Source organism: Aeromonas enterica, from assembly GCF_054052465.1.
Window position 1 is genome coordinate 161559 of the sequence record NZ_JBSTYL010000001.1, and the last position, 22545, is coordinate 184103.

Annotated in this window: 22 protein-coding genes; 16 read left to right on the plus strand and 6 right to left on the minus strand. The window is 60.3% G+C overall.

The genetic code is table 11. The annotated features are described in order from the left end of the window. The first annotated feature begins 2 nt into the window (after window positions 1–2). From ACW5XD_RS00845 to ACW5XD_RS00870, 6 genes are all read left to right on the plus strand, one after another. Window positions 3–560, plus strand: coding sequence for a DUF3261 domain-containing protein (locus tag ACW5XD_RS00845; protein ID WP_456493421.1), 558 nt, complete (start codon window positions 3–5; stop codon window positions 558–560). Next, window positions 557–1738: a beta-ketoacyl-[acyl-carrier-protein] synthase family protein gene (locus ACW5XD_RS00850; protein WP_456493203.1), complete on the plus strand. Its 1182-nt coding sequence runs from the start codon at window positions 557–559 to the stop codon at window positions 1736–1738. The genes ACW5XD_RS00845 and ACW5XD_RS00850 overlap by 4 nt, the downstream gene beginning before the upstream one ends. Then, window positions 1735–2208, plus strand: a complete 474-nt coding sequence (locus tag ACW5XD_RS00855) for an ApeP family dehydratase (RefSeq protein WP_456493204.1) — start codon at window positions 1735–1737, stop codon at window positions 2206–2208. The genes ACW5XD_RS00850 and ACW5XD_RS00855 overlap by 4 nt, the downstream gene beginning before the upstream one ends. Then, the gene (locus tag ACW5XD_RS00860) at window positions 2205–2930 is read left to right on the plus strand and encodes a 3-ketoacyl-ACP reductase FabG2 (RefSeq protein WP_456493205.1); all 726 of its coding nucleotides are present in this window, start codon (window positions 2205–2207) and stop codon (window positions 2928–2930) included. Before ACW5XD_RS00855 ends, ACW5XD_RS00860 begins: the two co-directional genes overlap by 4 nt. A 91-nt stretch (window positions 2931–3021) precedes the next feature. Then, on the plus strand, window positions 3022–4248 hold the full coding sequence (locus tag ACW5XD_RS00865; RefSeq protein WP_456493206.1) for a beta-ketoacyl-ACP synthase: 1227 nt from the start codon (window positions 3022–3024) through the stop codon (window positions 4246–4248). A 192-nt stretch (window positions 4249–4440) separates the two neighbouring features. Next, window positions 4441–4755 carry a DUF2541 family protein gene (locus ACW5XD_RS00870; protein ID WP_456493422.1) on the plus strand — a complete coding sequence of 105 codons (315 nt, stop codon included), beginning with the start codon at window positions 4441–4443 and terminating at the stop codon, window positions 4753–4755. Window positions 4756–4805: 50 nt separating this feature from the next. Here ACW5XD_RS00870 and mog read toward each other — a convergent pair whose 3' ends face one another. Further along, window positions 4806–5336: a molybdopterin adenylyltransferase gene (mog, locus tag ACW5XD_RS00875; RefSeq protein ID WP_456493207.1), complete on the minus strand. Its 531-nt coding sequence runs from the start codon at window positions 5334–5336 to the stop codon at window positions 4806–4808. Between the two features lie 410 nt (window positions 5337–5746). On the opposite strand from mog, the gene ACW5XD_RS00880 reads away from it, so the two are divergent. The 8 genes from ACW5XD_RS00880 (at window position 5747) to proX (ending at window position 11963) form a co-directional block, all read left to right on the plus strand. Then, window positions 5747–6088 carry a DUF3135 domain-containing protein gene (locus ACW5XD_RS00880; RefSeq protein WP_456493208.1) on the plus strand — a complete coding sequence of 114 codons (342 nt, stop codon included), beginning with the start codon at window positions 5747–5749 and terminating at the stop codon, window positions 6086–6088. Between the two features lie 233 nt (window positions 6089–6321). After that, window positions 6322–7119 (plus strand): threonine/serine exporter family protein, encoded by a 798-nt coding sequence (locus tag ACW5XD_RS00885; protein WP_456493209.1) that lies wholly within the window; start codon window positions 6322–6324, stop codon window positions 7117–7119. Then, window positions 7116–7241, plus strand: coding sequence for a hypothetical protein (locus ACW5XD_RS00890; protein WP_456493210.1), 126 nt, complete (start codon window positions 7116–7118; stop codon window positions 7239–7241). Before ACW5XD_RS00885 ends, ACW5XD_RS00890 begins: the two co-directional genes overlap by 4 nt. After that, complete coding sequence (locus ACW5XD_RS00895; protein WP_456493211.1) at window positions 7238–7705, plus strand: threonine/serine exporter family protein; 468 nt, start codon at window positions 7238–7240, stop codon at window positions 7703–7705. The genes ACW5XD_RS00890 and ACW5XD_RS00895 overlap by 4 nt, the downstream gene beginning before the upstream one ends. Before the next feature lie 24 nt (window positions 7706–7729). Continuing rightward, complete coding sequence (gene folA, locus ACW5XD_RS00900; protein ID WP_456493212.1) at window positions 7730–8224, plus strand: type 3 dihydrofolate reductase; 495 nt, start codon at window positions 7730–7732, stop codon at window positions 8222–8224. A 432-nt stretch (window positions 8225–8656) separates the two neighbouring features. After that, window positions 8657–9853, plus strand: a complete 1197-nt coding sequence (gene proV / locus ACW5XD_RS00905; protein ID WP_456493213.1) for a glycine betaine/L-proline ABC transporter ATP-binding protein ProV — start codon at window positions 8657–8659, stop codon at window positions 9851–9853. Continuing rightward, complete coding sequence (gene proW, locus ACW5XD_RS00910; protein WP_456493214.1) at window positions 9850–10995, plus strand: glycine betaine/L-proline ABC transporter permease ProW; 1146 nt, start codon at window positions 9850–9852, stop codon at window positions 10993–10995. The genes proV and proW overlap by 4 nt, the downstream gene beginning before the upstream one ends. Beyond that, the gene (gene proX, locus ACW5XD_RS00915) at window positions 10992–11963 is read left to right on the plus strand and encodes a glycine betaine/L-proline ABC transporter substrate-binding protein ProX (protein WP_456493215.1); all 972 of its coding nucleotides are present in this window, start codon (window positions 10992–10994) and stop codon (window positions 11961–11963) included. The genes proW and proX overlap by 4 nt, the downstream gene beginning before the upstream one ends. 114 nt (window positions 11964–12077) lie before the next feature. Here proX and ACW5XD_RS00920 read toward each other — a convergent pair whose 3' ends face one another. The 3 genes from ACW5XD_RS00920 to ACW5XD_RS00930 are packed head-to-tail and all read right to left on the minus strand — an operon-like array spanning window position 12078 to window position 16388. Further along, entirely contained in the window at window positions 12078–12884 is an 807-nt protein-coding gene (locus ACW5XD_RS00920; protein WP_456493216.1) for a phosphoadenylyl-sulfate reductase, read from the minus strand. Further along, window positions 12874–14598: an assimilatory sulfite reductase (NADPH) hemoprotein subunit gene (gene cysI, locus ACW5XD_RS00925; RefSeq protein ID WP_456493217.1), complete on the minus strand. Its 1725-nt coding sequence runs from the start codon at window positions 14596–14598 to the stop codon at window positions 12874–12876. The genes ACW5XD_RS00920 and cysI overlap by 11 nt, the downstream gene beginning before the upstream one ends. After that, entirely contained in the window at window positions 14598–16388 is a 1791-nt protein-coding gene (locus tag ACW5XD_RS00930) for an assimilatory sulfite reductase (NADPH) flavoprotein subunit (RefSeq protein WP_456493218.1), read from the minus strand. The genes cysI and ACW5XD_RS00930 overlap by 1 nt, the downstream gene beginning before the upstream one ends. 198 nt (window positions 16389–16586) lie before the next feature. On the opposite strand from ACW5XD_RS00930, the gene ACW5XD_RS00935 reads away from it, so the two are divergent. Beyond that, window positions 16587–17393 (plus strand): PhzF family phenazine biosynthesis protein, encoded by an 807-nt coding sequence (locus tag ACW5XD_RS00935; protein ID WP_456493219.1) that lies wholly within the window; start codon window positions 16587–16589, stop codon window positions 17391–17393. Between the two features lie 120 nt (window positions 17394–17513). On the opposite strand, the gene lysS is transcribed toward ACW5XD_RS00935, so the two are convergent. Together lysS and prfB are read right to left on the minus strand one after the other, a co-directional pair. Continuing rightward, window positions 17514–19052 carry a lysine--tRNA ligase gene (lysS, locus tag ACW5XD_RS00940; RefSeq protein ID WP_456493220.1) on the minus strand — a complete coding sequence of 513 codons (1539 nt, stop codon included), beginning with the start codon at window positions 19050–19052 and terminating at the stop codon, window positions 17514–17516. 25 nt (window positions 19053–19077) lie between these two features. Beyond that, window positions 19078–20176, minus strand: a protein-coding gene (gene prfB, locus ACW5XD_RS00945) for a peptide chain release factor 2 (RefSeq protein ID WP_456493221.1) whose coding sequence is annotated in 2 segments (ribosomal slippage) — window positions 19078–20100 and window positions 20102–20176 — 1098 coding nt in all. Because the reading frame shifts where the segments join, the coding sequence is not laid out codon by codon here. A 252-nt stretch (window positions 20177–20428) separates the two neighbouring features. Here prfB and ACW5XD_RS00950 point away from each other — a divergent pair. Continuing rightward, on the plus strand, window positions 20429–22300 hold the full coding sequence (locus ACW5XD_RS00950; RefSeq protein ID WP_456493222.1) for a methyl-accepting chemotaxis protein: 1872 nt from the start codon (window positions 20429–20431) through the stop codon (window positions 22298–22300). The last annotated feature ends 245 nt before the right edge of the window (window positions 22301–22545 follow it).

The window sequence follows — 22545 nt, forward strand, 5'->3', positions numbered from 1 at the left end:
CAATGAGATCACTGTTTGTATTATTCGTCCTCTTGCTGGGGGGCTGCAGCAGCCAGCCGGCCCCCACCGCTTATCTCGACAAGGGGACCGTCATGGCGCTGCCGGCCCCCGTGCTTGCCACCCCCGTCTATCGCCAGCAGTTGCTGACGGCCACTGTGGGGGAGAGCGCCCATCAGCTGATGACGGTGCTGGAGGCCGATGGCAGTCAGTTGACCCTGGTCGGTCTGACCCCGACCGGGATCCGGCTGTTTCGGGTGCGTTACGACCAGCAGGGCATAGCGACTCAGCAACTGAGCCCGCTGCTCGCCACCGGCATGCCGCCCGTGACCCAGGTGCTGGCGGACGTCATGCTCTGCTACTGGCCGCTGGCCAGCTGGCAGCCGCAGCTGCCGCCGGGCTGGACGCTGCGGGACGAAGGGCTGACGCGCCGGCTGCGCGCCCCCGATGGCGCCCTGGTCACCGAGATCGGGTATCAGGACAAGGGCGGCGTGCGGGAGCCGGTCAGCCTGCAACAGCATGTGTTTCACTACCGTTTGCAGCTGGAGACTCTGAGCCAATGAGTTGTTATATCGCGGCCTACGGCCTCATGTCGGCATTGGGGCAGGGCAGGGATGCCAGCGCCGAGGCCCTGCTGGCCTGGCAGGCAGAGGAGATTACGCCGCTCACCCGCTACCGCCAGACGTTGCTGGATGGTCGCCTGACCCCGGTGGGGCGGGTCGAAGGCGCGCTGCCCGAGATACCGGCGGCGTTGGCCCCTTATGCCTCGCGCAACAATCGCCTGCTGCTGGCGGCGCTGGCCCAGATCCGCCCCGCACTGGACCAGGCGCTGGCGACGCATGGCCCTGCGCGAGTGGGACTGGTGCTCGGCACCAGCACTGCCGGGATTGGCGAGGCCGAGCTGGCGATCGCCGCCGCCCGGCGGGGGGAGGTGATTCCCCCCGCCTTTGACTATCGCCAGCAGGAGCTGGGCTCCCCGTCTGAATTTCTGGCCCGTTATCTCGGCCTGGAAGGGCCCGCCTACACCCTCTCCACCGCCTGCTCCTCCAGCGCGCGAGCCTTCATCAGCGGTCAGCGGATGCTGGCGGCCGGGCTGGTGGACGCCGTGCTGGTCGGTGGTGCCGACAGCCTGTGCGGGCTGACCCTCAACGGTTTTGACAGCCTGGAGTCCCTGAGCGGCACCCTCTGCCAGCCATTCGACAACGGCCGGCAGGGGATCAACATAGGCGAGGGGGCCGCGCTGTTTCTGCTGAGCCGCCAGCCCGCGCCGCTGGCGCTGCTGGGGGCGGGCGAGTCGTCCGATGCCTGGCATATCTCGGCTCCTCATCCGGACGGCGTGGGTGCCGAGGCGGCCATGCAGATGGCGCTGGCCCAGGCGGGCGTGACGGCGCAGCAGGTGGGTTACATCAACCTGCACGGCACGGCCACCCGCCTCAATGACGCCATGGAGAGCCAGGCCGTGCATCGCCTGTTCGGCGACAAGGTGCCCTGCAGTTCCACCAAGCCGCTCACCGGCCATACTCTGGGCGCGGCCGGTGCCATCGAGGCCGCGCTCGCCTGCCTGCTGCTGGAGCGGGCCCTGCCGTTGCCGCCCCAGCGGGTGACGACACCGGATCCGGCGCTGGCTCCCATCCGGCTGGTGAGCAATGAGACGTTGCTGGCGGCACCCCTGGTCCTCTCCAACTCCTTTGCCTTCGGTGGCAACAATGTCAGCCTGCTGTTTGGACTATTACCCTCATGAATGAGCTCGTACCGCTGCCCGCCATCGACACTCTCTTGCCCCATCAGGCCCCCATGCTGCTGCTGGACAGGCTCTGCGTCGTGGATGCGAGCCGGGTGTGCTGCGAGACCCGGGTCGGCGTCCGGCACGCCTTGTTGCTCGATGGCGAGGGCTCGTTGCCCGCCTGGGTCGGCATCGAGTTGATGGCGCAGACCATCGCCGCCTGGGCCGGCATGCAGGGGCGATTGCGCGGCGAGCCGGTGCGCATCGGCATGCTGCTCGGCACTCGCAAGTACCGCTGCCAGCCCACCCGCTTTGCGGCGGGGGCCCTGCTCACCATAGAGGCCAGCTGCCTGTTGCAAGACGGCGGCATGGCCAGTTTCGAATGCCGGATCCTGCAAGATGGGCAGGAGTGCGCCACCGCGCGCCTCTCGACCTATCAACCCGCACCCGGCGAATTATCCGATTTGTTAGCGAAGGACGTTTCATGATCTCTACCGTATTGGTCACGGGCGCCAGCAAGGGGATAGGCCGCGCCATCGCCCTCAAACTGGCCGCCGACGGTTTTCTCGTCGTTGTGCACTACCACGGCGACCGCGCCGGTGCCGAGGCGACGCTGGCGAACCTGCAAGCCACTGGGGGGCAGGGGCGCCTGATCCAGTTCGACATCGCCGATCGCCAGGGCTGCCGCGAGCGGCTGGAAGCAGACATGGCCGAGCACGGCGCCTATTACGGTGTGGTCTGCAACGCCGGCATCATACGTGACGGTGCCTTCCCCGCCCTCACCGACGAGGATTGGGACGGGGTGCTGCACACCAATCTGGACGGCTTCTACAACCTGCTCAAGCCCTGCATCATGCCGATGATAGGTCTGCGCCGGGGCGGCCGCATCGTAACCATCTCCTCGGTATCAGGCCTGATGGGCAACCGTGGGCAGGTCAACTACAGCGCCGCCAAGGCGGGCATCATGGGGGCCACCAAGGCGCTGGCGCTGGAGCTGGCCAAGCGCAAGATCACGGTCAACTGCGTGGCCCCCGGCCTCATCGACACCGGCATGGTTGGTGCCGAGGTGCAGGAGGAGGCGATGAAGCTGATCCCGCTCAAGCGCATGGGACAGGCGGACGAGGTGGCCGGGCTGGTCTCCTACCTGATGTCGGACATCGCCGGCTATGTCACGCGTCAGGTCATCTCCATCAACGGGGGCATGGTATGACGCGGGGGCGGGTGATCTTTTGCCCTGTGTCGGTTCAACAGGGTGCTGTCTCTGTGGCACGCCAGGTTATCTCTGTGAATGGCGGTATGGTATGAAGCGGGTAGTAGTAACCGGCATGGCCGGAGTGACGGCGTTCGGTCAGGACTGGCCGAGCGTGCGGGCAAAGTTGCAGGCGGGACGCAATGCGGTGGTGAGCATGCCGGAGTGGGCCATCTACGAAGGGCTCAACACCCGGCTGGCGGCGCCCATTGCCGATTTTGTGCTGCCCGCCAGCTATCCGCGCAAGAAGACGCGGGCCATGGGGCGGGTCTCCCAGCTGGCGACCGTGGCAACCGAGCTGGCGCTGGTGCGGGCGGGGCTTATCGACAACCCCGTGCTGACCGATGGTCGCACCGGCATCGCCTATGGCTCCTCCACCGGCAGCACGGATCCCATCCGCGCCTTCGGCGTCATGCTCAACGACAAGAGCACCGCCAGCATCACGGCGACCACCTATGTGCAGATGATGCCGCACACGGCGGCGGTCAATACCGGCCTTTTCTTCGGCCTGCGCGGGCGGGTGATCCCCACCTCCAGTGCCTGCACCTCCGGCAGCCAGGGGATTGGCTACGCCTACGAGTCCATCAAACATGGCTATCAGACCCTGATGGTGGCCGGCGGGGCGGAGGAGCTCTGCCCGTCGGAAGCTGTGGTGTTCGATACCCTGTTTGCCACCAGCCAGATGAACGACAATCCCGAGCTGGCGCCGCGACCGTTCGACCGGCAGCGGGATGGTCTGGTGATTGGCGAGGGGGCGGGCACTCTGGTGCTGGAGGAGCTGGAACATGCGCAGGAGCGCGGGGCCACCATCATCGCCGAGCTGGTGGGCTTTGCTACCAACTGCGATGCCGCCCACGTGACCCAGCCCCAGCAGGAGACCATGCAGCTGTGCATGGAGATGGCGCTGGCCCAGGCCGGGCTGACGGCCGCCGACATCGGCTACATCAGTGCCCACGGCACGGCCACCGAGCGCGGCGACATCGCCGAGAGCCACGCCACCGCCGCCATCTTTGGCGACAAGACCCCCATATCATCGCTCAAGAGCTTCTTCGGCCATACCCTGGGGGCCTGCGGTGCCATCGAGGCCTGGTTGTCACTGGAGATGATGCAGGAGGGTTGGTTTGCCCCCACCATCAACCTGACCGAGCCGGATCCGGACTGTGCCCCGCTGGATCATGTGGTGGGCAATGGCCGCGCGCTGGTGGTGGACTATCTGATGTCCAACAACTTCGCTTTCGGCGGCATCAACACGTCCCTCATCTTCAAACGCTGGTCCTGAAACCGTGCGTCTTGCCTGCGGGCAGGGCGCCGGTACAGCCTGGGTTTAGCCTTGATGAATTATTATGCCTCCCATTTTTCGGGAGGCATAATGTCTGTTTCATCTGTTGTTTTCTCTGCTAAACCCCACCTGCGCTGCGGTTTCAATGCACTCTTGCTGTCCACCCTTTTATTGGCGCTGCCCGCAACGGCCATGGCCGATGATGAATTTCGGCTGGGCAAAACCATGCTGCTCGGCGTCGGTGACCATCCGGCCATTATTCCCATCATCGTTTGCCGACCGGCCAAGTCCATCATGGTCAAGGCGGGGCGGGAATTGACCCTCGACAGGGTCAAGGTGTTTTATGGCAATGATCGCAGCAAGACCCTCAATTTCGACAAGGATCTGAAAGAGGATCAGGAGTCCGGCTGGAAATCCCTCGGCAGCCGGCTTTGCATCAAGCGGATCGAGGTCTATGGCAATTCGGAAGGGAGCAAGGCCGGGGTCAAGGTATACGGCCGCAAATAAACGGCTGCAAATTAGGAAGTGGACGGGGGTCACCCCGTCCACTTTTAGGTTTATTTCTTGGGGCGAAACGGCTTGATGACGGCTTCGTCGCATGCGAGATAGGGCCCTTCCATCAGATCGATGCAGTAGGGGATGGCAGGGAAGACCGCATCCAGGCACTCGCGGATGGACTTGGGCTTGCCCGGCAGGTTGACGATGAGCGAACTGCCGCGCAGGCCGGCGGTCTGGCGCGACAGAATGGCGGTCGGCACGAACTTGAGGGATTCGGCCCGCATCAGCTCGCCAAAGCCCGGCATCATGCGATCGCACACCGCCTCCGTGGCCTCCGGGGTCACATCCCGCTTGGCTGGGCCTGTGCCGCCCGTAGTGACGATGAGGCAGCACTGCTCCTGGTCCGCCAGCCGGATAAGGGTGGTCTCAATTTGATCCTGTTCATCCGGGATCACCTGATAGACGGGTTCCCACTCCGAGGTCAGATAGGCCCCCAGGGTCTCTATGATGGCCTTGCCGGAGAGATCTTCGTAGATGCCTGCACTGGCGCGATCGCTGACGGTGACGATACCGATTCTTGCCTTGCTCATTGTCTGCTCTTGGTTGCCTAGAATAAGTGGCAAATAAAATAACATAATCAGTGAGATATGTTAAACGAGGTCAGGCAGCGAAGAGGGCTGGGACAAGGGGAAGTGCCGAATGAAAATCCATGGCGGCTGCGTCCTTTCAATAAGACATAACATCACATGATTGCCACGCCAAAAATGTATAAACGAAAGTGCCGCCAATATTCAGGAATAATCAGTTGATCCATAACGAATAATTGAAAGTGGCTCCCTCTGTGCTGTCATCTTTTGGCGCAGGCGGACGGGAAAGCGGACCCCATGGATTGAACCGCGGCAAGGTTCGGCTTATATAACTTCTTATGCGATTGGTGAAAATATGAACCAATTGTTGTTGTTTGAGTATCACCATGCAGCGGCTGGCCGCAGGAGGGCATATGGAGTTGCCTGATTTTGATACCTTGAGAAGACTGGCGGTGGCGGAGCCAGAGCGACTCGACGAGTTGCTTCGCCAGCAAATAGAGGGGTTGATCGACCGGGTCAGTCCGGAGCAGCGGCAGCGATTGCGCGGTCTGCAGTTTCGTATCGACTGTCAGCGTCAATTGGCCAAGAACAATATGGATAGCTGCATTCGTATTGCGACCATGATGCACGACTCCTTTTATTCCATGCGCAGTGAGATGATCCAGCTCAATGCCAATCTCTATTCTGACCAGGCCCCCGTCTACAGAGAAAATAATGTAGTTTCTTTCTTCGATTATTATCGCAAGAAGAAATAAATATCCCCTTGCTAACATGGCTGGATATTATCCAACATTATATATTTGTCATCGGGTGAGCTCCGCTTGCTGACGTTAATTTATCTGGAGTGATTTGTAATCCATTTGATGTATTTTCGTGGCGTTCGCTGTTTTATTAAAAATTGATTATTGCCGTGATCGGCGTGGATGTATGGCGCCGACAGTTAGGCTAATATGGCGATACTTTAATTTTGCTACGACTCGAAGGGATTATGAGAAGTATCACACCAAGACGGGTGCTGTCGCGGGAGCAGCAGACAGAGATCACCCGGATCATCGTCAAGGTGGGCCAGATGCTGGCCCAGTTCGGGGCCGAGAGTCGCATCATAGAGCAGACCACGGTCCGGCTTGGCATGGCGCTGGGGCTGGAGAGCGTCGAGATGGCCATCTCCTCCAGCGCCATCGTGCTCACCAGCCTCTATCAGGGCAGTTGCGTCACCACTACCCGCCGGGTGCGGGAGCACGGCATCAACATGCAGGTGGTGTGCGAGATCCAGCGTATCTGCATCATGGCAGAGAAGGAGCTGATCGGTGCGCGCGAGGTGCGTCAGCGACTCGACGGCATAGTGCCGTTTCATTACCACCCCTGGCTGGTGGTGCCCATGGTGGGGCTCTCCTGCGGCGCTTTCAGCCTGTTGTTCGGCGGCGACTGGCCCATCTTCCTGGTGACCTGTCTCTCGGCCTCGGTCGCGATGCGGGTGCGCCAGCTGATCGCCCGTCATCACCACAGCCCTCTCATCAACTTTGCCGCGACCGGGTTCATTGCCACCCTGCTTTCCTCCAGTGCCACCTTCTTCAACTGGGGGGCTCAGCCCTATCTCGCCATGGCGGCCAGTGTATTGTTGCTGGTGCCCGGCTTTCCGCTGATCAACGCGGTTTCCGACATGGTGAAGGGTTACTTCAACATGGGGCTGGCACGCTGGGGCACGGCGACCCTGCTTACTATCAGTGCCGCCATCGGTATCATTCTCGCCATGTCGGTCACTGGTATCTGGGGGTGGAAAGTATGAAGGCTGTCGACTCTGTATCGGCCAACGGGAACGGGGTTGCCCTGCTCACCATCAGCACGCGGATCAATACCGGCATCATTCTGGCCATGTCGGTGACCGGGATTTGGGAGTGGAAGGTATGATGGATCTTGTCTGGCTGCTGGCCAAGGATGCGTTCTGGTCTTCCATTCCGGCGGTGGGGTTTGCCATGCTGTTCAACGTGCCGCCACGCATGTTGAAGTACTGTGCCATGGGCGGCGCCCTGGCTCACAGCCTGCGCACTCTGCTCATTCACTACGGCATGCCCATCGAGTGGGCCACCCTGGCGGCGGCGACTACGGTCGGTTTTGTCTGTGTCTACTGGTCCCGTCGGCTGCTGGCGCCGCGTCCCGTGTTCAGTGTTGCCTCCATCATACCCATGATCCCGGGCAGCTATGCGTTCAAGGCGATGATCGCCGTGGTGGAGCTCAACATCTCCGGGGTGACCATGGACCTTATCCAGAGTGCGCTGGAGAACGGCCTCAAGGCACTGTTCATCGTCGGGGCCCTCAGTTTCGGTTTGGCGATCCCCTCCCTGGTCGTGTACCGTAACCGGCCCATTATTTGACAGACGGTGTGAGAGGCTGACCCCATGAAGATTTCCATGATTGCCGCCATGGCCCACGACAGGGTGATAGGCCTGGATAACCAGATGCCCTGGCACCTGCCGGCGGATCTGGCCCACTTCAAGCGGGTGACCCTGGGCAAACCGGTGTTGATGGGACGCAAGACCTTCGAATCCATAGGTCGGCCGCTGCCAGGGCGGCGCAATCTGGTGATCAGCCGCAACCCCGATTACCAGGCTGACGGCGTGGAGGTGGTCGATTCGGTCGAGGCCGCGCTGGCGCTGCTGGCCGACGGTCAGACGGTAGACGAGCTGATGGTGATCGGTGGTGGTCATCTCTATGGCCAGTTGCTGCCACAGGCCGACAACCTCTATCTGACCCGAATCGATCTGGCGGTGACGGGGGATACCCGCTTCCCTGCTTTCGAGGAGGGGGAGTGGCAATGCGTTGAGCGCGAACCCCATCAGCCCGATGAGAAGAATCCCCACTCCTACTGTTTCGAAACCTGGCAGCGGCGCTGACGGGCACGGAATATTGGTGACAAGTGAAAGGCCCCTTGTACTGCACAAGGGGCTTATTTATGCAAAGTCTTACCGTGACCAGATATCCTTTCTGCCATTTTTCCTGTTTTTCGCCCCATGTGTATGACGTCGATGCACTCTCTTGCCTCCCTTCTTTCCTGTGAATAGCGTTCTGTTTGCCAGCAGTACTACTGCCTTTCGTATCTGCTTGTTTAAAAATAAAAATTAATTAATTTCGTTAACTATTTGCGCTGTTGGTATTGTCATTGCTGCATTTAAAAACACATTATTAATCATTTGTTTATTATAATGTTTTTTTATTAGGATTCTTTTGGTTCTTCTTTTTTGTGATTTTATTGCTTAGTGTTATAAGTAATTGGTTCGCGTTCGGCAGGCTAAGCACCTAGATGTCGACCATGAAAAAACGACAGCATGACAGTCAAACTCGAAGTCAGATCACTCTATAAAATCTTTGGAGAACAGCCGGAAAAGGCGTTCAGATTGCTGGCGAAAGGGCATGACCGCGCCAGCATCATGCAAAAAACCGGACAGACCTTGGGTGTGCAGGGCGTTGACCTGACCATCTACGAGGGGGAAGTCTTCGTGGTGATGGGGTTGTCTGGTTCGGGTAAATCCACCCTGGTACGGCTCTTCAACCGGCTGATCGAGCCGACCCGTGGTCAGGTGTTGATTGACGGTGAGGACATCGCAGCCATCTCGGACAGCGAATTGCGCCAGGTGCGGCGCAAGAAGATCAGCATGGTGTTTCAATCCTTCGCTCTGATGCCTCATCTGACCGTACTGGAAAATACGGCTTTCGGCCTGGAGCTGGCCGGCGTACCGCTGGCAGATCGCCAGCACAGTGCCCGTCAGGCACTCAATCAGGTAGGGTTGGGTGAGTGGATGGATGTCTTTCCCGATGCCCTCTCCGGTGGTATGAAGCAGCGGGTCGGCCTGGCTCGGGCACTGGCAAACGATCCCGATATCCTGCTGATGGATGAGGCTTTTTCAGCGCTGGATCCATTGATCCGTACCGAGATGCAGGACGAGTTGCTCAAGCTGCAGGCCAGCCATCAACGTACGATCGTCTTTATTTCCCACGATCTGGACGAGGCGATGCGCATCGGCGATCGCATCGCCATCATGCAGGATGGTCAGGTGGTGCAAGTGGGCACTCCGGACGAGATCCTGAACCAGCCGGCCAACGACTATGTACGCGCCTTCTTTCGTGGCGTGGATCTGGCCAACGTGTTCAGCGCCCGCGATATCGTCAGTCGCAAGCAGATGCCGCTTATCAAGAAGAATGCTATGGACGGGCCGGGCAATGCCCTGCGTCAGCTCAAGGAGCAGGAGCGTGAGTTTGGCTACGTGGTGGATCGTCGCCGGCGCTTCATCGGGGTAGTCTCGGTGGAGTCGCTGAGCCAAGCGGTGCGTGGCAAGGGGAGCTTGGAGCAGGCCTTGTTGGATGAGGTGACCCCTCTATTGGCAGATACTCCGCTTCATGAACTGATCAGTGAAGTAGCTGCAGCCCCCTGCCATGTACCCGTTGTTGAGGAGGATGGTACCTACCTGGGCCTTATATCAAAGGCAAATCTGCTCAATACACTGAACAGGAGTAGCTCGGCATGAAGCCATTTATCTCCCTCTGCCTGGCGCTCCTGTTGCTGGGGACTCACCCGGTTTGGGCTGAAGAGGTGACTGCCAATGCTGGGAATAGCAGTGAGGTAACGGATAAGGCCGCCGATCCTTGGGCCAGCACAACCGAACCGGCGGTGGCCAGCAGTGATTGGCAGGCCGAGATAACCGCGAAAACGGAAGAACTGGCGTTCGATCCACTGGAGCCTTTCCAGCAGACTTGGGTGCCACTCGATCGCTGGGTCGAACAGGGCATAGGTATGCTGGTTAGCAATTTCAGACCCCTGTTCCAGGTCATCAGGGCTCCGGTCGAAGTGACGCTCAACGCGCTGACTCGAACGCTTCAGAGCATTCCTTCCATCATCATGGTGGGTTTGCTGACCCTGATTGCCTGGCAACTGGTCAGTGGGCGCATGGCGCTGGGCATGTTGGCTTCTCTTGTCGGGGTCGGTCTCATCGGGGTTTGGTCCGACGCCATGGTGACCTTGTCGCTGGTACTGACATCACTCGTCTTCTGTATCCTGATCGGCTTGCCAGCGGGCATTCTGCTGGCTCGCAGCGAGAAGGCCACCACTTGGACCCAGCCATTGCTGGACGCCATGCAGACCACCCCGGCTTTCGTCTATCTCATTCCCATCGTCATGCTGTTTGGCATCGGCAACGTACCTGGGGTGGTGGTAACCATCATATTCGCGTTGCCCCCCATGATCAGGCTGACCATTCTTGGTATTCGTCAGGTGCCTGAGGATCTTATCGAGGCCGGCAATTCATTCGGTGCCAGCCCTTCCCAGCTGTTGTTCAAGGTACAACTACCGCTCGCCATGCCCACCATCATGGCCGGGGTCAATCAGTCACTGATGCTTTCCCTCTCCATGGTGGTGATAGCCTCCATGATCGCAGTGGGGGGGCTTGGCCAGATGGTATTGCGTGGCATCGGTCGTCTCGACATGGGGATGGCTTCTGTGGGGGGGGTTGGCATCGTCCTTCTTGCCATCGTGCTGGATCGTATGACCCAGGCGATGGGCCACTCCAGATCAGGACATGCTGGACGCTGGTATCAGCGTGGCCCGATCGCCTTGTTGCTCACTTTGTTCGAACGGTGCCACAGGACTCACACCAAAGGAGAACAAGTATGAAGATCATCATCAAGGGATGGATGTTGGGCGCCCTGTTGCTGAGCACGGCAGCCGTGGCTGCCGTGCCAGTTCAACCCATTCAGAGCAACTTGCCGGAGGAGGCGTTTCAGACTCTGCTGGTGAGCAAGTTGCTGGCGGCACTCGGCTATGACGTTAAACTAGCCAAGGAAGCGGATTACAATGTGGGCTATGCCTCGGTCGCCATCGGCGATGCAACATTTCTCACTTTTAACTGGGAACCGCTTCATACGGAAAAGTATGAGAAGGCCGGAGGCGATGCCAAATTCTATCGCAAAGGTACCTATGTGACCGGGGCGGTTCAAGGCTATCTCATCGACAAGAGCACCGCCGACAAATACGGCATCACCAATATTGCCCAGTTGAAGGATCCCAAGCTGGCGGCACTGTTTGACAGTGATGGTGATGGCAAAGCCGACTTGGTTGGCTGCAATCCGGGCTGGGGTTGCGAGATGGTAATCAATTATCAGCTCAAGACTTATGGTCTGGAACAGACGGTAGCCCATCTGCAGGGGAATTATGCGGCTCTCATCGCCGATGCCATTACCCGCTACAAGGGAAACAAGCCGGTGCTCTACTACACTTGGACCCCTTACTGGCTGAGTAGTGAACTGGTGCCGGGCAAAGATGTCATATGGCTGGAAGTACCTTATACCGCTTTGCCGGGGGGGCGTAAGGGTGACACCAAATTGGCGAATGGCAAAAACTATGGTTTTGAGATGAATACCATACACATAGTTGCCAACAAGGCATTTGCAGAGGCTAACCCCTCAGCTGCCAAGCTGTTTGCCGAAATGAAGCTGCCGATCAATGACATCAACGTTCAAAATGGTTTGATGAAACAGGGGCAGAACAAGCCCGAAGATATTGAGCGCCATGCAGATGCCTGGATCAAGGGGCATGAGACGCTGGTCAACGACTGGTTGGCCAAGGCGAGAGCTGCGCAGTAACAACAAGCAGATCATGTGGCTACGTAGTGAACTCTCTGACTGGATATGTTTGATAGAAATGCCCGCCAGATTGCCGGGCATTTTTTATTGTCAGCATACTGATTTGCCAACGGGTTATATGCCGGAGCCGTCGTGCTCGCCACTCTCCTCGTGCAGGCCGCATTCGCGCTTGAGGCCGAAGAAGCGGGTCTGTTCCTCGCTCATGCCGGGTTCCCATTTGGTGGTGGTGTGCACGTCGCCGACCGACAGATAGCCCTGCTCCCACAGCGGGTGGTAGGGCAGGTCGAACTCCTTGAAGTAGTAGAAGACGTCCTTGTTGCTCCAGTCGATCACCGGCAGGAACTTGAAGCGGCCGCGCTGGATGGCCAGCACCGGCAGCTTGCCCCGGCTGCCGGACTGCTCCCGGCGCAGGCCCGAGAACCAGGTCCGGGCCCCCAGCTCGTTCAGGGCGCGGTCCATGGGCTCCACCTTGTTGAGCTGGTTGTAGCGGGTGATCCCCTCCACGCCCTGCTCCCACAAGAGGCCGAAGCGCGCCTCTTGCCAGGCCGGTGACAACTCGGCCCTGTATATCTTCAGATTCAGCGCGAGGCGCTCGGTCAGCTCATCGATGAAGCGGTAGGTCTCGGGGAACAGATAACCGGTATCGGTCAGCACCACGGGTACGTCGGCCCGCTCGCGGCTCACCAGATGCAGCATCAGCGCGGCCTGAATGCCGAAACTCGACGACAGCACATGCTCCCCCGGCAGGTTGGCCAGCGCCCAGCGCACCCGTTCAGGGGCGCTCATGGTATCCAGCGCCCGGTTGAGGGGGGCGAGTGCCTCGACCTGCTCTTCGCGACCGAGGGCCTGCAGAGCGTCGAGGTCGAGCCGGCCGTCGGCGGTGCGTGCGAGCAGCGTGCTATCGATCTGATCAGGCTGCATAGAAGTCCCTCGCGGAGTCGATGACGGGGGCCACTATGCCTGCGCGGATCACGAAATCGCCGAAGCACTCGCTCCCGTCGCGCTCGGTGGCCCAGCGGCCGATCAGGCTATCCAGCTCGGCCAGGATCTGCGGCTCCGTGATGTTCTCCTGATAGAGGCGCGGGATGCGGGTCCCCTCCAGGTTGCCCCCCAGGTGCAGGTTGTAGCGACCGGGCGCCTTGCCCACCAGGCCCACTTCCGCCAGCATGGCGCGGCCGCAGCCGTTGGGGCAGCCGGTGACCCGGAATATGATGGCGTCATCCGCCAGCGCGTGTTTGGTGAGCAAGCCCTCGATGTCGGTGACAAAGGCGGGCAGCATGCGCTCGGCTTCCGCCATTGCCAGCGGGCAGGTGGGCAGAGCCACACAGGCCATGGACTGCTTGCGCTGCTCGCTCACGCCGTCATCCAGCAGGCCATACTGGCGCGCGAGGGCTTCGATGCGGGCCTTCTCGCTGGCGGGTACGCCGGCGATGATGAGGTTCTGGTTGGCGGTCAGGCGAAAATCCCCCTGATGCACCTTGGCTATCTCCAGCATGCCGGTCTTGAGCGGCTTGCCCGGGAAGTCCAGCAGGCGGCCGTTCTCGATAAACAAGGTCAGGTGGTGCTTGCCGTCGATCCCCTCGACCCAGCCGAAGCGATCGCCACGGCTGGTGAGCTCATAGGGGCGCACCTCGCCAAACTGGATACCGGCACGGCTCTCCACCTCGGCTTTGAAGGCCTCGACACCGACGCGTTCGAGGGTGTACTTGGTCTTGGCGTTCTTGCGGTTGACCCGGTTGCCCCAGTCGCGCTGGGTGCTGACCACGGCAGCCGCCACGTCCAGCACGTGGGAGAGCGGAATAAAGCCAAAGTCGCTCGCCTTGCGCGGGTAGGTGCTGGTGTCGCCGTGGGTCATGGCCAGACCACCGCCCACCAGCACGTTGAAGCCCACCAGCTTGCCGCCTTCGGCGATGGCCACGAAGTTGAGATCGTTGGCATGCACGTCTATGTCGTTGTGGGGCGGGATCACCACGGTCGTCTTGAATTTACGCGGCAGGTAGTTGGAACCCAGGATCGGCTCCTCGTCCCCACCCAGTTTCTCGCCATCCAGCCAGATCTCCACGTAGGCGCGGGTCTTGGGCAGCAGGTGCTCGGAGATCTGCTTGGCCCACTCATAGGCCTCCTGATGCAGCTCGGACTCTACCGGGTTGCTGGTGCAGAGCACGTTGCGGTTCACGTCACCGGCGGTGGCGATGGAATCTATGCCCGTGCTGTTGAGGGTTTGGTGCATCAGCTTGATGTCGCGCTTCAATACCCCGTGAAACTGGAAGGTTTGACGGGTGGTCAGGCGAATGCTGCCGTAGAGGCTGTGCTCCTCGGCGAACTTGTCGATCACCTGCCACTGGGCCGGGGTGATGATGCCGCCCGGCAGGCGGGCGCGCAGCATGACGTTGTGCAGCGGCTCCAGCTTCTGGGTGGTGCGCTCCGGGCGAATGTCGCGGTCATCCTGCTGATACATGCCGTGAAAACGGATCAGCTGGAAGTTGTCGCCGTTGAAGCCGCCGGTGAGGGGATCCTGCAGATCCTGCGCTATGGTGCCACGCAGATGATCGCTCTCGCGTTTCAGACGTTCGTTGTCGGCCAGCGGCCCTTCGACCGGTCCCGCTTTTTGGTGAGAGAGAGGTTGTTTGCTCATCAATAGACATCCCTTTGATAACGTTTGGCACGACGCAATTCGCTCAAATACTCTTCTGCTTCCTCACGGCTCTTGTGACCGTGTTCGGCAATCACATCCAGCAGGGCCTCCTGCACATCCTTGGCCATCTTGTTGGCGTCACCACACACATAGAAGTGAGCACCTGCTTCCAGCCACTGATAGAGCTCCAGGCCCGCTTCACGCAACCTGTCCTGCACATAAATCTTGTTGGCCTGATCCCGGCTGAAGGCCAGCGAAATTTTCGATAGCAGGCCCGATTTCACATAACGCTGCCACTCCACCTGATAGAGGAAATCCTGGGTGAAGTGGGGGTTGCCGAAGAACAGCCAGTTCTTGCCCTCGGCCCCTTGAGTCTCGCGCTCCTGCATAAAGGCGCGGAACGGAGCTATGCCGGTACCCGGGCCCACCATGATGACGGGGGTGTCGGGATTCGCCGGCAGGCGGAAGTTGTCGTTATGTTCGACAAACACCCGCACCTCGGCCTCCTCGGCCAGCCTGTCCGCCAGATAGGAGGAGGCGGCGCCAGAGCGCACTGTGCCATCTTCCTGCGGGTAGCGGACCACGCCGACGGTCAGGTGGACCTCCTCTTCCACTTCGCTCTGGGCGGAGGCGATGGAGTAAAGGCGGGGAGTGAGCGGGCGCAGCAGGCCGATCAGCTGCTCTGCGCTCAAGGAGGTCGGGAAGCGTTTCAGGACATCCACTACCTGGGCAGAGGCCACCAGCGCATTGACCTGGGCCTTGTCACCTGCCAGATCCTTGAGCGCCGCATTGTCAGAGAGCTCGGCAAGCCCGGTGATAAAGCCGCCGTGCAGCCGGGTCAGCTCAAGGTTACGGGTGAGCACCTCGCGCAGGCTGCCGTGGGCGGTCGCCTCGTCACCGCTGAGCTCGGCCTTGGCCAGCACTTCGCCCACCAGATCGGCGTCGTTGTCGAACCAGACGCCGAGGGCATCCCCCGGCTGGTAGGTGAGGCCGGACGCCTCCAGGCTGATCTCGACATGGCGGATATCCTTGGTGGAATCGCGGCCGGTGATCTTCTGATTGACCGACAGGCGGGCCGGGAAGGGGTTCTCCTTGCTGTACTGGCTGTGGCCGACCGCCTGCTGTACCGCGCTGGCCACGCTGCTGCCGGCAGGACCAGCAGAGAGGGTAGTGGCAACGGCATTGACCGCCTGCTCGCCCCAGGCCTTGGCGGCCTCCTGATAGTCCACATCCAGACTGGCAAGCTCATGCACCCGATCGGCGCCCGCCTTGGTCAGCAGGCTGTCAAAGTCCTTAGCCGTCTGGCAGAAAAATTCGTAGGAGCTGTCACCGAGCCCCAGTACGGCAAACTTGAGCCCCTCCAGCTTGCCGACCTTGCCCTTCTTGAGCTGCTCGAACAGATCGACCGCGCTCTCCGGAGGTTCACCTTCCCCGTAAGTGCTCACTACCACCAGCAGGTGAGTCTCTTTCTTGAGCTGCTTGGGTTTGTAGTCCGCCATGGAGGTGAGCGTCACCGGCAGGCCGCGGGCCTCGGCCTGCGTCTTGATCAAGCTTGCCACACCCTTGGCGTTGCCGGTCTGGGAGCCGTAAAGAATGGTCAGACTGCCGCCGGGCGTCGCCGGCGCACCGCTAGCTGCCGCAGGCTGGCTGCCGGATTGGGAGAGACCGTAGAGGTAGCCGCTCACCCAGACCAGTTGCTGGGTATTGAGGGTCGAGAGCGCCTGGTTCAGCTGACGTTGTTGTTCATCAGAGAGGGGAGCTAGGTTGGTCAGAGAATCCTTCAATTGCATCACACGCGTCTTCCATGGTCTGATTTTTGGTCAGGTTAAGGGGTGTGATGGATAACAACAAAGAATAAAAATGTCTTTTTTATTCTATTAGTGCATTAAAAACATGTCTGGCGGGATCTTGAGCCCGTCGGGCAGGGCCCGGTTTCATGCTATAAACGGCGATGAATGAACCCCGTCATGACGTCACAGGAAAAGCGAATGTCGATTATCAGACTGTTTCATGTCAATGCCTTCAGCCGGCATCCCTTTGGCGGCAACCCGGCCGTGGTGGTACTTGGGCCGGCCCAGTCCGATGCGCGGCTGCAGGCCATGGCGGCCGAGTTCAACCTGTCGGAGACAGCCTTTCTCACACCGACAGGGGCTGCGCACTATCGGCTGCGCTGGTTTACCCCCAAGGTAGAGGTGGATCTCTGCGGCCACGGCACCCTGGCGGCCGCCCATGTGCTGTGGCAGACGGGGGCGGTGGCACCGCAGGAGGTCATCCGCTTCGAGACCCGCAGCGGTGAACTGTTGGCCAGGCGCGAGGGGGAGTGGATCCGGCTCGACTTCCCGCGTATTCCGCTCATGCCCTTGGCGCTGGATCCGGCCTATGGGGCGGCTATCGGTTGCATCCCATTGCAGACCCTGGCCGCCGGTGCCAAGTTCCTGCTGACGCTCTCGAGTGAGGAAGAGGTAAAGGCTCTTGTGCCGGACTTCCACGCCCTGCGTGCCCTGCCCGGTCGCGGCCTGATGGTGACGGCGCCGTCCAGCCGAGGGGACGATGACTTTGTCTCCCGCTATTTCGCCCCCTGGGTCGGGGTGGAGGAGGATCCCGTCACCGGATCCAACCACTGTGCCCTGATGCCCTTCTGGGCCGGGCGTCTCGGCAAGACGCAGCTGAAGGCCCGCCAGATCTCGGCGCGCGGCGGGGAGCTCAGGCTCGTCCTGCAGGGGGATCGAGTGCTGATGTCGGGCCAGGCGCTGACCCTGTGGCAGGGGGAGTGGCTGCTGCCGCCTACCCCATGAGGTGCCAGCGTGCGCTACCCTCGAGGTCCCGTCACTGGTTTGCCTTCGCCATAAAAAACGCCCCGCAGTTGCGGGGCGTTTTATTGCCATCGAGGTGCAGGCCAGGCCTGCGCACCGGGCTTATTTCTGTTGCGGGCGCAGGGCCGGGAACAGGATCACGTCGCGGATGGTGTGGCTGTTGGTGAACAGCATGACCAGACGGTCGATACCTATGCCCTGACCGGCAGTCGGCGGCAGGCCGTGTTCCAGCGCGGTCACGAAGTCGGCGTCATAGAACATGGCTTCGTCGTCACCGGCTTCCTTCTGGTTTACCTGATCCTGGAAGCGCTTGGCCTGATCTTCTGCATCGTTCAGCTCAGAGAAGCCGTTAGCCAGCTCGCGGCCACCGATGAAGAATTCGAAGCGGTCGGTCACGTCCGGGTTCACGTCGTTGCGGCGAGCCAGCGGAGAGACGGCGGCCGGATACTCGGTGATGAAGGTGGGTTGCAGCAGCATGTGCTCCACAGTCTCTTCAAAGATCGCGGTGATCACGTGGCCCAGCTCCCAGCCCTTCATCAGCTCGATGTGCAGACGCTTGGCAACGGCCTTGGCGCTCTCCAGAGTGGAGAGATCTTCCAGGGTAACGCCATCGGCGTACTTCAGGATGGAGTCCACCATGGTGAGGCGCTGGAACGGCTGACCGAAGTCGATGGTCAGACCCTCTTCGCCCTCTTTCGCGTAACGGATCTTGGTGTCGCCCAGAATGTCCTGCGCCAGGGTGCGCAGCAGTTCTTCGGTCAGGTCCATCAGATCGATGTAGTCGGCATAGGCCATGTAGAACTCGATCATGGTGAACTCGGGGTTGTGACGCACCGAGATGCCTTCGTTACGGAAGTTGCGGTTGATCTCGTAGACACGCTCGAAACCACCTACCACCAGGCGCTTCAGGTAGAGCTCCGGTGCGATACGCAGGTACATGTCGATGTCCAGCGCATTGTGGTGAGTGACGAACGGACGCGCGGAGGCGCCACCCGGGATGACTTGCATCATGGGTGTTTCCACTTCCATGAAGCGCTTGTCGTTGAAGAACTTGCGGATGCCGGCAACCACTTTGGTGCGGATCATGAAAGTCTTGCGGGACTCTTCGTTGGCGATCAAATCCAGGTAACGCTGGCGGCAGCGCGCTTCCTGGTCGGTCAGGCCTTTGTGCTTCTCGGGCAGCGGACGCAGTGCCTTGGTCAGCAGACGGATATCTGAAACGTGAACGGAGAGCTCGCCGGTCTGGGTCTTGAACAGAGTCCCTTCGACACCCACGATGTCGCCCAGATCCCACTTCTTGAACTGCTCGTTGTAAAAGCCTTCCGGCAGATCGTCACGGGTCACGTAGACCTGGATTTTACCTGCCATGTCCTGCAGGGTGGCGAAGGATGCCTTGCCCATGATCCGGCGGGTCATGATGCGACCGGCAATCTTCACCCGTTTACCCAAGGCCACCAGTTCTTCGGCACTTTTGTCGTCAAACTCTGCGTGCAGATCGCCGGAGAGGCTGTCACGACGGAAGTCGTTGGGGAAGGGGTTGCCCTGGGCACGCAAGGCGGCCAGCTTGGAACGACGCTCCTGCATCTCGTTGTTCAGATCGAGAGTTTGGTCGACTTCCGGAGTTGTGGTTTGTTCAGACATGGTGATTCCTGCTGTTCTGTTTTTTTTACAGGCCTGACTTCAGGCTAGCTTCGATAAACTTGTCCAGATCGCCGTCGAGTACCGATTGGGTATTACGGGTTTCGACGCCGGTACGTAGATCCTTGATACGCGCATCATCCAGCACATAGGAACGGATCTGGCTGCCCCAGCCGATATCGGACTTGGTCTCTTCGAGGGCTTGCTTCTCGGCATTCTGCTTCTGAATCTCCAGCTCGTAGAGCTTGGCTTTCAGCTGCTTCATACACTGATCTTTGTTTTTGTGCTGGGAACGATCGTTTTGGCACTGTACCACGACCCCAGTGGGAATGTGGGTAATACGTACCGCGGATTCGGTCCGGTTGACGTGCTGACCACCGGCGCCGGAGGCGCGGTAGACGTCGATGCGAAGGTCGGCCGGGTTGATCTCGATGTCGATGTCATCGTCGATCTCGGGGTAGACGAACACGGAGCAGAACGAGGTGTGGCGACGACCACCGGAATCGAACGGGGACTTGCGAACCAGACGGTGGACACCGGTCTCGGTGCGCAGCCAGCCGAAGGCGTATTCGCCGGTGAACTTGATGGTGGCGGACTTGATACCGGCCACATCGCCGTCAGAGAGCTCGATCAGCTCCGGCTTGTAGCCGTGGGCATCGCCCCAACGCAGGTACATGCGCAGCACCATGTTGGCCCAATCCTGCGCTTCGGTACCACCGGAGCCGGACTGGATATCGATGTAGCAGTCGGAGGCGTCGTGCTGACCGGAGAACATGCGGCGGAATTCCAGATCCACCAGCTTGCTTTCCAGCACATCGGCTTCGGCCACGGCTTCGTTGAAGGTCTCTTCGTCTTCCCCTTCCACTGCCAGGCTTACCAGCATCTCGACGTCTTCGGCGCCTTGGGTCAGGGTGTCTATGGTGCCCACCACGTTTTCCAGCGTGACGCGCTCCTTGCCCAGCGCCTGCGCGCGTTCCGGCTCATTCCATACGTCCGGCTGTTCCAGCTCGGCGTTGACCTCTTCTAGACGCTCTTTCTTGGCGTCATAGTCAAAGGTACCCCCTAAGAAGCTCGGTCCTCTCAGACAGCTCCTTAAGCTTGTTTAATACAGGATTGACTTCAAACATCGTGAAAACTCTCGGGGTCGATGTGATTTAAAAACGGGATATTCTAGCCAATTGTGGAAGGAATAAACAGGGTCGCCTGTCCTTGTGCGCGTCCTGTAGTCAATTTCTGGTGCAGTTTTCCTTAACTCGGTGGAAAATCTCACCCGCAGACTCATTTTCAGGTTCAGTTTCGGCCTGTCGGGTCGCTAATAACGACGCAGTGCTGTGCACTTTTGGGAAATCCTGTTCCTGACCTCATAAGAAGAACGCATAATGAAAAACCTATCACTCAAGCAGAAGATACTGTTGTCAGTGGTGATCGCCTTGTCATTGGTGATCCTGCTGCTCTCCTGGCAGAGCTATACCAGCCAGAAGTCCCTGTTGCTGCAAGGCAGTCAGGAACAGGTGCAACGATTGGGCAGCCAGCAGGCCGCCAGTGTCAGTGACTGGCTCTCCGCCCGTCGCGACGTGATCCAGGCACTCGGCAGCAAGGCCGGCGCCGACCCCCTCAACACTCTGCAGCAGGCGCAAGTCTCCGGCCGCTTCCAGCTCACCTACTTTGGCGAGAGCAGCGGCAAGATGAACGACTCCGATCCCTCCATCAACCGTGCCGGTTACGACCCCCGCTCCCGCGGCTGGTATCAGGAAGCCATGGGCAAGGGCAGCCTGATTGTCACCAAGCCCTACCTCGACGTGGCCTACAACATCATGGTGGTGACTCTGGCACAGCCGGTTCAGGGTGGCGTGGTCGGTGGCGACCTCTCCATCGCCTCACTGGTGGAAGACGTCACCAAGATGAAGCTGCCTGCCGACGGCTTTGCCATCATGATGCACAAGGATGGCACCGTCATTGCGTACAAGGACGCGGCCAAGGCGATGAAGCCGGCCACCGAGATCGACAACGATCTGACCAATTCCCTGATTGATCAAAGCAAGGCCAGCAACAGCCTGCTGCCGGCCTACTTCGACAGCGAAGGGCGCGACAAGCTGTTGTGGGCCGTGGATATCCCGGATACCGATTGGGAACTGGTGCTGGTACTGGACAAGGAAACTCTGGAAGCGCCGCTCTCCTCTCTGCTGATGACTCAGCTTGGCCTGGCCCTGCTGGTGCTGGTGGGCAGCATCATCGCCATCTCCTGGCTGGTCAGCCTGCTGCTTGGCCCGCTCAGCAAGGTTTCCCAGGCGCTGGCCCGCATCGCCGATGGTAACGGCGACCTGACCCAGCGCATCAAGATCGACACCAACGACGAGGTGGGTCAGCTGGCCAACAGCTTCAACCGCTTCGTCGGCAGCCAGCACCAGCTGATCGGTAATATCCGCAAGCTGGCCAATGAGCTGAACGCCGATGCCGAGCGCAGTCTGGTGACCAACCAGGCCGCCGTGGACGAGCTGCAGCGTCAGCAGCAGGAAGTAACCATGGTCGCCACCGCCGTCACCGAGATGGCGAGCGCCACCATGGAGATCGCCGGCAACGCCGAGAACACCGCCGCCGCGGCCCAGCAATCTGCCCAGAGCAGTGAGCAGGGCAAGATGCTGGTGAATCAGACCCGTCAGTCCATCAATGGTCTGGCCGACGAGGTGGGCCAGGCGACCGAGGTGATCGGCGAGTTGAGCCGCCACGCCCAGGCCATCTCCGGTATCCTCTCCACCATTCAGGGCATTGCCGAGCAGACCAACCTGCTGGCGTTGAACGCGGCCATCGAAGCGGCCCGCGCCGGTGAGCAGGGTCGCGGTTTCGCCGTGGTGGCCGACGAGGTGCGAGTGCTGTCGCGCCGTACCCAGGACTCCACCCAGGAGATCCAGTCCACCATAGAGACGCTGCAACAGACCACGGCCCGTGCGGTCAGCCTGATGCAGACCAGCCAGGGGTTGGCCGACAACAGCGTGAAAGACGCCGATGCCGCCGCCGCCGCGCTGGAAGAGATCACCCGGGCCGTGTCGCTCATCTCCGACATGGCGGGCCAGATCGCCACGGCCGCCGAGGAGCAGACTCAGGTGACTGGTGAAATTACCCAGAACACCACTGCCATCAAGGATGTGAGTGACGAGATCACCGCCGCCGCCATGCGCGATCTTGACCAGGCTCATAGCCTCAAGGGGCGGGCTACCGACCTGAACCAGCAGGTGTCGACCTTTATCCTGTAAAGGATGATGCCGATGGGACACCGGCGCCGGTGTCCCATCCTGAACAAAGCCCCGCACTCTGGTGCGGGGCTTTTTGTTATCTGCGGTCTGGTTGTCTCATGACAGTGGCAGTTGGCTGGCGCCCGTGATTGTGATTGCCACCTGAGTCGCATTCTGCCAACAAACGATGGCGCAGTGCATCCAGGATGCCACCCAGCAAAGAGCCCACCATGAGGTGGGCTCTTGTTCATATCACGTCTTGCCGA

Coding starts and splice junctions, on each gene's coding strand:
- ACW5XD_RS00845 (WP_456493421.1), top strand. CDS start 3: ATGAGATCACTGTTTGTATTATTCGTCCTCTTGCTGGGGGGCTGCAGC.
- ACW5XD_RS00850 (WP_456493203.1), top strand. CDS start 557: ATGAGTTGTTATATCGCGGCCTACGGCCTCATGTCGGCATTGGGGCAG.
- ACW5XD_RS00855 (WP_456493204.1), top strand. CDS start 1,735: ATGAATGAGCTCGTACCGCTGCCCGCCATCGACACTCTCTTGCCCCAT.
- ACW5XD_RS00860 (WP_456493205.1), top strand. CDS start 2,205: ATGATCTCTACCGTATTGGTCACGGGCGCCAGCAAGGGGATAGGCCGC.
- ACW5XD_RS00865 (WP_456493206.1), top strand. CDS start 3,022: ATGAAGCGGGTAGTAGTAACCGGCATGGCCGGAGTGACGGCGTTCGGT.
- ACW5XD_RS00870 (WP_456493422.1), top strand. CDS start 4,441: ATGGCCGATGATGAATTTCGGCTGGGCAAAACCATGCTGCTCGGCGTC.
- mog (WP_456493207.1), bottom strand. CDS start 5,336: ATGAGCAAGGCAAGAATCGGTATCGTCACCGTCAGCGATCGCGCCAGT.
- ACW5XD_RS00880 (WP_456493208.1), top strand. CDS start 5,747: ATGGAGTTGCCTGATTTTGATACCTTGAGAAGACTGGCGGTGGCGGAG.
- ACW5XD_RS00885 (WP_456493209.1), top strand. CDS start 6,322: ATGAGAAGTATCACACCAAGACGGGTGCTGTCGCGGGAGCAGCAGACA.
- ACW5XD_RS00890 (WP_456493210.1), top strand. CDS start 7,116: ATGAAGGCTGTCGACTCTGTATCGGCCAACGGGAACGGGGTTGCCCTG.
- ACW5XD_RS00895 (WP_456493211.1), top strand. CDS start 7,238: ATGATGGATCTTGTCTGGCTGCTGGCCAAGGATGCGTTCTGGTCTTCC.
- folA (WP_456493212.1), top strand. CDS start 7,730: ATGAAGATTTCCATGATTGCCGCCATGGCCCACGACAGGGTGATAGGC.
- proV (WP_456493213.1), top strand. CDS start 8,657: ATGACAGTCAAACTCGAAGTCAGATCACTCTATAAAATCTTTGGAGAA.
- proW (WP_456493214.1), top strand. CDS start 9,850: ATGAAGCCATTTATCTCCCTCTGCCTGGCGCTCCTGTTGCTGGGGACT.
- proX (WP_456493215.1), top strand. CDS start 10,992: ATGAAGATCATCATCAAGGGATGGATGTTGGGCGCCCTGTTGCTGAGC.
- ACW5XD_RS00920 (WP_456493216.1), bottom strand. CDS start 12,884: ATGCAGCCTGATCAGATCGATAGCACGCTGCTCGCACGCACCGCCGAC.
- cysI (WP_456493217.1), bottom strand. CDS start 14,598: ATGAGCAAACAACCTCTCTCTCACCAAAAAGCGGGACCGGTCGAAGGG.
- ACW5XD_RS00930 (WP_456493218.1), bottom strand. CDS start 16,388: ATGCAATTGAAGGATTCTCTGACCAACCTAGCTCCCCTCTCTGATGAA.
- ACW5XD_RS00935 (WP_456493219.1), top strand. CDS start 16,587: ATGTCGATTATCAGACTGTTTCATGTCAATGCCTTCAGCCGGCATCCC.
- lysS (WP_456493220.1), bottom strand. CDS start 19,052: ATGTCTGAACAAACCACAACTCCGGAAGTCGACCAAACTCTCGATCTG.
- ACW5XD_RS00950 (WP_456493222.1), top strand. CDS start 20,429: ATGAAAAACCTATCACTCAAGCAGAAGATACTGTTGTCAGTGGTGATC.